This is a genomic window from Streptomyces kebangsaanensis, assembly GCF_001906585.1.
GTDB classification, from domain to species: domain Bacteria; phylum Actinomycetota; class Actinomycetes; order Streptomycetales; family Streptomycetaceae; genus Streptomyces; species Streptomyces kebangsaanensis.
This window is the reverse complement of record NZ_JUJA01000032.1, coordinates 87,282-95,938: the sequence shown is the minus strand read 5'-3', so window position 1 is coordinate 95,938 and position 8,657 is coordinate 87,282. Positions and strand designations below refer to the sequence as shown.

Genomic DNA, 8,657 nt, shown 5'->3' with positions numbered 1-8,657 from the left:
GGGCGGCCGCCGCGGCGGGACTCGATGAGGCCGACGGCGTGCTCGGGCAGCCAGGCGGAGGCCGTGCCGCTGTCGTCGGAGCCGGGGCCGAACAGATGGGGGGCGAGCTGGGCCTGCAGGTCGGCCGGGTTGGGCCGGGCGGTGGGGTCCATCTCCATGCAGGACTCGATCAGCGGACGCAGATCGTCCGGGAGCCCTTCCAGGTCGGGGCCCTCGCGCAGCAGCATGAAGACGGTCTCGACGGGGTTGGCGCCGTGGAAGGGCGGGTGCCCGGTGGCGGCGAAGACCAGCATGGAGCCCAGCGAGAACACGTCGCTGGCGCCGGTCACGCTGCGGGAGTCCTTGGCCTGCTCCGGGGACATGTAGGCGGGGGTGCCGACGGCGACGTTCGTCATGGTCAGACGGGTGTTCGAGACCCCGGAGGCGATACCGAAGTCGATCACCCGCGGCCCGTCCTCGACGACGAGCACGTTGGACGGCTTCAGGTCGCGGTGGACCAGCCCGGCGCCGTGGATGGACTGCAGCGCCTCGGCGACGCCCGCCGCGAGCCAGCGCACCGCCTCGACCGGGAGCGGCCCGCACTCGGTCACTATCTCCTCGAGGGAGGGCGCGGGAACGTAGGCGGTGGCCAGCCACGGCACGGCGGCGCGCGGGTCGGCGTCGACGACCGCGGCCGTGTAGAAGCCGGAGACCGCCCGGGCCGCCTCCACCTCGCGCGTGAAACGGACCCGGAACAGCTGGTCCTCGGCCAGCTCGGTCCGGACCGTCTTGATCGCCACGCGCCGGCCGGACGCCGAGCGCGCGAGATAGACCAGCCCCATGCCGCCGGCGCCCAGCCGTCCCAGCACCTCGAACGGCCCGATCCGCCGCGGATCGTGCTGCGTCAGCTGATCCACCACTTGCCTGCCACCTCCCCGTACGAGCCGCGCCACCCACATATGTACGCGGCCGAAGTGCAGCGTCTCACCACCGCACCGCCGCGGCGGCACACACCCCGATTCTTCCTGTCCGGCGCACAGGTTGCGAACCCGGTGACGAAACGGGATGTCCTGGTGAAAAACCACCCCTTTCCCCTCAGGGGGCGGATTTCACCTCTGCAATACCGCGAAGGACGCCCCCTGATTGTCGACGACGACGGCCACGTTTCCGTACGACGTCCCGAAGGGCGGCACCTGCACCCGTCCGCCGAGCCGGCCGACCGTGTCGAGGGCGGCGCCGAGGTCCGCCACCCGGAAGTGGACGAGGAAGTGCGGCGGCATCTCGGCCGGGAAGACCTCGGAGACGGCGGCGCGGCCGAAGTCGGGCTCGGCGCCCGGGCCGAAGAGGGCGCCGTGGAAGAGTCCGCCGTAGAAGGCGTTGGCGGCCTCGGTGTCGCGGGCGTACAGCTGGACCCAGACGAAGGTGCCCGGCTCGTGGCGCCGGCCGAAGCCCGGGTGGCTGCCCGGCTGCCACAGCCCGAAGACGGCGCCCTCGGGATCGGCGGCGAGGGCGGCCGTGCCGAGGTCGTCGACCCGGGCGGGCGGCGTGACGACCTGTCCGCCCCCGGCTCCGATCCGCGCGGCCAGCGCCCGGACGTCGGGAGCGGCGAAGTACACGGTCCACACGGTGGGCATACGGCCGTCCGTCTTCGGCGCGAGCGCGGCGACGGGCTCCCCCTCCAGCCGGGCCAGTACGGACCTGCCGTACGTCTCCTCGTCGAAACTCCACCCGAAGAGCTCACCGTAGAAGCGCTTGCCCGCCTCAAGATCGGGAAGCTGCGCGTCCATCCAGCAAGGGACGCCCTCTGTATACGCGGATGCCCTGTTTTCGGCCATGTTGCCAAATTATCCGGGTCACGTGCGCCCCGCCCACCGGCACACCAGTCGCTCTCGCCCCTCGCACCCCATTTGCAGTCGGTCAAATCGCGCTCCGATCACCCCTCGGTAAGCTGACGACATGACAGGACAAGTACGTACTGTCGACGGCCGCGTGGCCGGTCGACGTGGGCAGGAGACCCGGCAGAAGCTGCTCGACTGCCTCAGCGAAATGCTCAGCTCGTCACCGTACCGGGACGTCAAAGTCATCGATGTCGCCCGGCGGGCGGGAACTTCTCCCGCGACTTTCTATCAGTACTTTCCGGACGTCGAGGGCGCCGTCCTGGAGATCGCCGAGGAAATGGCCGCCGAAGGCGCCGGATTGGCCGAACTGCTCGAAGGCCGTTCCTGGGCGGGCAAGGCCGGCTGGCAGACGGCACAGGAACTCGTCGACGGATTTCTGGAATTCTGGCGCAAGCACGACGCGATTCTGCGCGTGGTCGATCTCGGGGCCGCCGAGGGCGACAAACGCTTTTACAAGATCCGTATGAAGATCCTGAACTCCGTGAACAACTCCCTGGCGGACTCCGTGGCCGAACTCCAGTCCAAAGGCAGGGTCGACAAGGACGTGAATCCGGCCGCGATCGCCGGTTCGCTGGTCACCATGCTCGCGGCGGTCGCCTCGCACCAGAAGGGTTTCTCCTCCTGGGGCGTGAAACAGGCCGAGCTCAAGCCGAACCTGGCGCTGCTGGTGCACCTGGGCATCACCGGCAGGAAGCCGACGAGGTAGCCCGCCTCCCCGGCCCCGGATTATTCCCGCACCCCCAGTCCTGTCAGGCAGGCGGCGGTCCACCCAGGTGGGCCGCCGCCTGTCGCGTTGTACGGCCCGCCGCCCGCCCTCCGGTCACGGTGGACGGAATCATGCCCGGCCCGGGGCGATACTCGGGACCATGGAACCGGATCTCCACGACCTGCTGAAGTCACTCCGCGTCTGGGACCCGGAGGTCACCGAGCTGCCCGCCCTCGACCCGGCGACGGCACCCGGCACTCCCCTCGCCCTCTTCGCGAGGTGGTTCGCGGAGGCGGCCGCGGCCGGTCAGCTCGAACCGCACACGATGTCGCTGGCGACGACGGACGAGGAGGGCCACCCGGACGTCCGCATCGTGATGCTGCACGGCGCCGACGCGGAGGGCTGGTCCTTCGCGACCCACGCCGGCAGCCGCAAGGGGCGGCAGCTGGCCGCCCTCCCGCACGCCGCCCTGGCCTTCTACTGGCCGGTCCAGGGCCGCCAGGTCCGGGTCCGGGGCCCGGTCACGACCGCCACGCCGGAGGAGGCGCGGTCCGACCTGCACGCCCGCTCGACGGGTGCCCTGGCCGCCGCGCTCACCGGCCACCAGAGCGAGGTCCTGACCGGCCTGGAGGAGCTGGCCCGGGCCTCGGAGACGGCCTGGGAGCGGGCCCGGCGCGAACCGGACGCCGAGGTCCCCTCCTGGACGCTCTACCGCCTCCGGCCGACCGCGGTCGAGTTCTTCCAGGGCGAGGCCCGCCGCCGCCACGTACGCCTCCGCTACCGCCGTACGCGGGACGGCTGGGCCCGCGAGCTGCTGTGGCCCTGACGGGGCTCAGCCGAAGTCGTACACCGCGAAGTCGGACACCGGGCGGTAGCCGATCCGCTGGTAGAGCCCGTTGCTGGTGGGGTTGGCGAGGTCGGTGAACAGCAGCACCTCCCGCGCCCCCGACTCCAGGGCGGCGCGGCTGACCTCGGCCGTGACGGCTCCCGCGTACCCGCGCCCGCGCAGGTGCGCCGGTGTGTAGACCCCGACCACGCGCACCTGCCCGGCGACCTCGGGCGCCGTCCCCGCCATGGCGACGGGCGTCCCGTCCGGTGCCTCCCAGAACATGACGTCACCCCGCTCGACGCGTTCGTCCGCCCACTCCTCGGCTTCCCGGAAGCCGGACTCGCCGACCTCCGCGCAGAACTCCCCGAACCACTGGACCAGCGGTTTCCGGTCCGCCTCGCCCGCCACCCTCGCCCGCCCGGGCGGGGCCGGCCGCACAGCGGTCAGCTCGCCCAGCCGGTAGAGCCGCATCCGCTGCCGGAGGGCGGTCCCGGCTCCCGTGCGGCGGCGCCAGGCCCCGGCGAAGGCGGCGGCGGTGTCACGGTCCGCCGAGACGCCGGACAGCTCGCGCCCCGAAGCGGCCAGCCGGGCCGCCAGCGCGTCGGCCTCCTCCTCGGTCAGCGAGGTGAGGCAGACCGGATGCGGCGGCGTACGGAGGAAGGCGCCCCGCACGCTCGCGGCTCCCTCGCCCTCCCCCGCCAGTACGCCGAACTCGGGGTCGGCGTCCCCGTAGACACGCGGGCCGCGCGAGCGCAGGGTCTCCGTCACGGTCAGGTGGACGGTGTGCCGTGCGGGCCGCGAGCGGAGGAACTCCCCGGCGCGCGCCAGGAACTGCTCGACGTCCTCGGTCAGGTACCAGTCGTTCCAGTCGTTCCGGTCGTTCCGGTCGTCTTCGGAAGGCATGCTCCATGGTCCTGCCCACGGCCGCCCCGCGCCTCCGAATTAAGCCGCTCCCCGGTCAAGGGGCCCCCGGCTCCGGGTCCGTGGCGAGCCGTGCGTGCAGGTGGGCGTCCCGGAAGGCGTCCCGGCGTCCCGCCTCGAAGAGCGCGCCGCGCAGGAGGCCCTCGTGGCGGAAGCCGCGGTGTTCCGCGACCCGGCAGGAGGCCTCGTGGCCGGCGACGTGGGCCAGTTCGAGCCGGTGGAGCCCCACCTCGCGAAAGGCCCAGTCCGCCGCCAGCCCCAGCGCCCGGGTGGCGACTCTGCGTCCCCGCGCCTCGGGCAGCACCCAGTAGCCGACCCTGGCGACGCCGAGGAGCCGGTGGACGTCGTTGACGCCGATGTGCCCCAGTGCCGTACCACCGCCGCTCTCCGCGTCCGCGATCAGGAAGGACGCCGCCGAGCCCTCCCGGGCGCGGGCCGCCCGGGCCCGCAGGAAGTCGCGGGCGCCGGCGGTGTCCGTGACGGGGACGGGCGGTGTGTTCCAGCGGAGGAACTCCGGATCGGTGACACCGCGCAGGCACGCCGCCACGTCCGCGTCGGACTCCGGGTCCCACGGGCGCAGGAGCAGCCCGTGCCCTTCCAGGCGTACCGTCGCAAAGCTCTGGGAGTCATGAAGGTTGGTGACCACCGGCTCATTGAACAACACCCGGTCGGAGCCGCGCAGTTGTGACCAATCCGCAATCAATTCCGCTCTTGGCCGAGACCAATCGACCAGGTGCGTGATTACGCTCGCGCTCATGACCGACTCCGCATCCGGCCCCGACGCCTCCACCACCGCCCCCACCGCGCAGCCCGCCGACCGCCCCGTGTACGTCATCGGCGGCGGTCCGGGCGGGCTGGCCGCCGCCCAGGCGCTGCGGGCGCGGGGGATACGGGCCGTCGTCCTGGAGAGGTCCGACCGCGTCGGATCCTCCTGGCGGCGCCACTACGACCGGCTGCGCCTGCACACCACCCGGCGCCTGTCCGGCCTGCCCGGGCTGCCGATGCCGCGCCGGTTCGGCAGGTGGGTCTCGCGCGACGACGTGGTGCGGTACCTGGAGACGTACGCCGAACACCACCGGCTGGAGATCGTGACCGGGGTCGAGGTCTCCCGCGTCGAACGCGCGCCGGACGGCACCGGCTGGCTGCTGCACGCCACCGGCGGGCGGGAGCTGACCGGCGGCGCGGTGGTCGTCGCCACCGGTCACAACCACACGCCCCGCCTGCCCGACTGGCCCGGCCGCGAGGCGTACACGGACGCGTCCGGCGAGCTCCTGCACGCCTCGGAGTACCGCAACGCCAAGCCCTACGCAGGCCGTGACGTCCTCGTCGTCGGCGTCGGCAACACCGGCGCCGAGATAGCGGTGGACCTGGTGGAGGGCGGCGCCTCGCGGGTACGGCTGTCGGTGCGCACCGCCCCGCACGTCGTGCGCCGCTCGACCGCCGGATGGGCCGCCCAGTACACGGGCATCGCCGTACGGCGGCTGCCGGTCGGACTGGTCGACGTGCTCGCGAGACCGCTGGCGAGACTGAGCGTGCCGGACCTGTCGGCGCACGGCCTGCCCCGCCCCGGCACGGGCCTGTACTCGCGGGTGCGCGAGGGGTCGATCCCCGTCCAGGACGTCGGTCTCGTCGACGCCGTCCGCAAGGGCGCCGTCGAGGTCGTGGCCGCCGTCGACGGCTTCGAGAACGGCAAGGTCCTCCTCGCCGACGGCACCCGTGTCCAGCCGGACGCCGTCATCGCCGCCACCGGTTACGTCCGCGCCCTGGAGGGGCTGGTCGGCCACCTCGGCGTACTCGACTCCCGCGGCCGGCCCGTCGTCCACGGCGCCCGCACCCCGAAGGACGCGCCCGGCCTGTACTTCACCGGCTTCACCAACCCCATCAGCGGCATGCTCCGCGAACTGGCCATCGACGCGGAGAGGATCGCCCGGGCGATAGCGAAGGCCGACGCCGGGGCCGGCGCCCGCGAGGACGGCCGACGGGTCTCCCGGCTGCCGGCCTGATCCAACGTCACCCGCTCCCGGCCCGGACCCGCGGTCGCCGTCTGATCACCAACGCCATCAGGGCCGCCGCCGCGCACAGCGCGCCCGAGGCGTACCAGACGACGTCGTACGAGCCGAAGACGTCCCGCGCGGCCCCGCCGAGGTAGGCGACGAGGGCGGCACCGACCTGGTGGGAGGCGAGGACCCAGCCGAACACGATCGCGCTGTCCTCGCCGTACTGCTCCCGGCACAGGGCGAGGGTGGGCGGGACGGTGGCGACCCAGTCCAGGCCGTAGAAGACGATGAAGAAGACCATCGGCGGGTGCACGCCCGGCGCCAGCAGCATCGGCAGGAACAGCAGGGAGACGCCGCGCAGGGCGTAGTACACGGCGAGCAGGCGGCGCGGTTCGAAGCGGTCGGTGAACCAGCCGGAGGCGATCGTGCCGACCACGTCGAACACGCCGATGACCGCGAGCAGCGAGGCCGCCGTCGTGATCGGCATGCCGTGGTCGTGGGCGGCGGGCACGAAGTGGGTCTGGATCAGGCCGTTGGTGGAGGCGCCGCAGATGGCGAAGGTGCCGGCCAGCAGCCAGAAGGGGGCGGTGCGCACCGCCGAGGACAGGACGGTCAGGGCCCGGCGGGCGGCCCCGGGCACCGGTTCCGGCCTGGCCGTGAACTCCCGTGCGCCGTACGGGCGTACGCCCACGTCCGCCGGGTGGTCGCGCAGCAGCAGCCAGACGAGGGGGACGACGGCGAGGGCCGCCAGCGCGACCGTGACGGCCGCCGGGCGCCAGCCGTGCGACTGGACCGTCCAGGACAGGACCGGCAGGAAGATCAGCTGGCCGGAGGCGGAGGCGGCGGTGAGGATGCCGCTGACCAGGCCGCGGCGCTCGGTGAACCAGCGCTCGGTGACGGTCGCGGCGAAGGCGAGCGCCATCGAGCCGGAGCCGAGACCGACCAGCAGGCCCCAGCACAGCCACAGCTGCCAGGCCGTCGTCATCCACACGGTCAGGCCGGAGCCGAGGGCGATCACGGTCAGCGCGACGGCGACCACGCGGCGGATGCCGAAGCGGTCCATGAGCGCGGCGGCGAAGGGCGCGGTGAGGCCGTACAGGGCGAGGTTGACCGAGACCGCCGCGCCGATCGTGCCGCGCGACCAGCCGAACTCATGGTAAAAGTTTGGGGCACACGGCACGGTGAGCAGGAACAAGGGGGGCAGGACAGGTGGACGTCACCATCTACGTACGACTCAGCCTCGATCAGCACGGCGACGAGTTGGGCGTTCAGCGGCAGGAGGACGAGTGCCGGGCGTACGCCGCAGCTCGTGGCTGGACCGTACGAGAGGTAATCGCGGACAACGACGTCAGCGCCACCTCGGGCAAGGTGCGACCAGGGTTCGAGCGGCTGTTGGCGTCCAAGCCGGACGCGATCCTCTGTTGGCACACTGACCGGCTCGTACGCAAGACGGAAGACCTGTTGCGAGTGATCGCACTCGGGATCAACGTCCACGCCATCCACGCCGGACACCTTGACCTCTCGACTCCGGCCGGTCGAGCCACGGCCAAGACGGTTACGGCGTGGGCGGAGTACGAGGGTGAGCAGAAGGCGCTGCGGCAGAAGGCATCGAACCTTCAGGCGGCGAAGAACGGCACGCCGCACAAGACGGGCTTGCGCCCCTTCGGCTACGCCGACGACTACGTGACCGTGGTCGAGGACGAGGCAGAAGCGATCCGCAAGGGTGCCGAGATGGTTCTTCAGGGCGAGACCCTGGCGGCTGTCGCCCGCTTCTGGACCGACCTCGGTCTGCTCGCTCCCCGCTCATCGTCCGGTACGGCGAAGGGCGACGCGAAGGGGTGGGGTGTAGGCGGAGTGAAGAAGGTACTCATCTCCCCTCGGTACATCGCCCAGGCTACGTACCACGGCGAAGTGGTGGGCGAGGGTCAGTGGCCCGCGATCCTGGACGAGGCGACTCACTACGCCCTCGTGTCGGCACTGACAAACCCCAAGCGCTTCACGGGTGGTGCACGTACCGGATCGGCCCCTCAGACCCTGCTCGCCGGGCTCGCTACGTGTGCGCGTTGCGGGGAGACCGTGCGAGGCGGCATGTACCGAGGGACGCCGGTCTACCGCTGCGGACAGAAGCACGTACGCGTGCCCCGAGAGCTGGCCGACAAGCGAGCCGGTAACGCCGTCCGGGCGCGGATCGTCTTCCCCGACTTCCTGCCCTGGGTCCTCGCCGCTCGACAGGAGCAGGGAGACGACTCGGCCCATCTTCACCAGGAAGCGCAGACCCTGCGGGAACGGCTCGACGGGTTGGCTGTGTCCTACGCCTCCGGAGCCAT

Annotated in this window: 9 protein-coding genes; 4 read left to right on the top strand and 5 right to left on the bottom strand. The window is 72.2% G+C overall.

Features of this window, described 5'->3' with window-relative positions; translation table 11 throughout:
* Nucleotides 1-899 (bottom strand): serine/threonine-protein kinase (locus RH94_RS03255; protein WP_143203944.1); only part of this gene is annotated, 899 nt, incomplete at its 3' end.
* Between the two features lie 189 nt (nucleotides 900-1,088).
* On the bottom strand, nucleotides 1,089-1,814 hold the full coding sequence (locus tag RH94_RS03250) for a VOC family protein (protein ID WP_073946138.1): 726 nt from the start codon (nucleotides 1,812-1,814) through the stop codon (nucleotides 1,089-1,091).
* 121 nt (nucleotides 1,815-1,935) lie between these two features.
* On the opposite strand from RH94_RS03250, the gene RH94_RS03245 reads away from it, so the two are divergent.
* Nucleotides 1,936-2,583, top strand: coding sequence for a TetR family transcriptional regulator (locus RH94_RS03245; protein WP_073946137.1), 648 nt, complete (start codon nucleotides 1,936-1,938; stop codon nucleotides 2,581-2,583).
* A gap of 160 nt (nucleotides 2,584-2,743) precedes the next feature.
* A complete protein-coding gene (locus RH94_RS03240; protein WP_073946136.1) occupies nucleotides 2,744-3,409 on the top strand; it encodes a pyridoxine/pyridoxamine 5'-phosphate oxidase in 666 nt (221 codons plus the stop codon).
* A 6-nt stretch (nucleotides 3,410-3,415) separates the two neighbouring features.
* On the opposite strand, the gene RH94_RS03235 is transcribed toward RH94_RS03240, so the two are convergent.
* Both RH94_RS03235 and RH94_RS03230 read right to left on the bottom strand, forming a co-directional pair.
* Nucleotides 3,416-4,315, bottom strand: coding sequence for a GNAT family N-acetyltransferase (locus RH94_RS03235; RefSeq protein ID WP_073946135.1), 900 nt, complete (start codon nucleotides 4,313-4,315; stop codon nucleotides 3,416-3,418).
* 55 nt (nucleotides 4,316-4,370) lie between these two features.
* Nucleotides 4,371-4,979: a GNAT family N-acetyltransferase gene (locus tag RH94_RS03230; protein WP_073946134.1), complete on the bottom strand. Its 609-nt coding sequence runs from the start codon at nucleotides 4,977-4,979 to the stop codon at nucleotides 4,371-4,373.
* 109 nt (nucleotides 4,980-5,088) lie between these two features.
* Between RH94_RS03230 and RH94_RS03225 the strand changes: the two genes are divergently transcribed.
* Entirely contained in the window at nucleotides 5,089-6,336 is a 1,248-nt protein-coding gene (locus tag RH94_RS03225) for a flavin-containing monooxygenase (protein ID WP_073946133.1), read from the top strand.
* Between the two features lie 7 nt (nucleotides 6,337-6,343).
* On the opposite strand, the gene RH94_RS03220 is transcribed toward RH94_RS03225, so the two are convergent.
* On the bottom strand, nucleotides 6,344-7,525 hold the full coding sequence (locus RH94_RS03220) for an MFS transporter (RefSeq protein WP_234425502.1): 1,182 nt from the start codon (nucleotides 7,523-7,525) through the stop codon (nucleotides 6,344-6,346).
* Nucleotides 7,526-7,539: 14 nt separating this feature from the next.
* Here RH94_RS03220 and RH94_RS03215 point away from each other — a divergent pair.
* Nucleotides 7,540-8,657, top strand: a 1,118-nt coding sequence (locus tag RH94_RS03215; RefSeq protein WP_234425501.1) for a recombinase family protein, incomplete at its 3' end; no start/stop codon positions are given.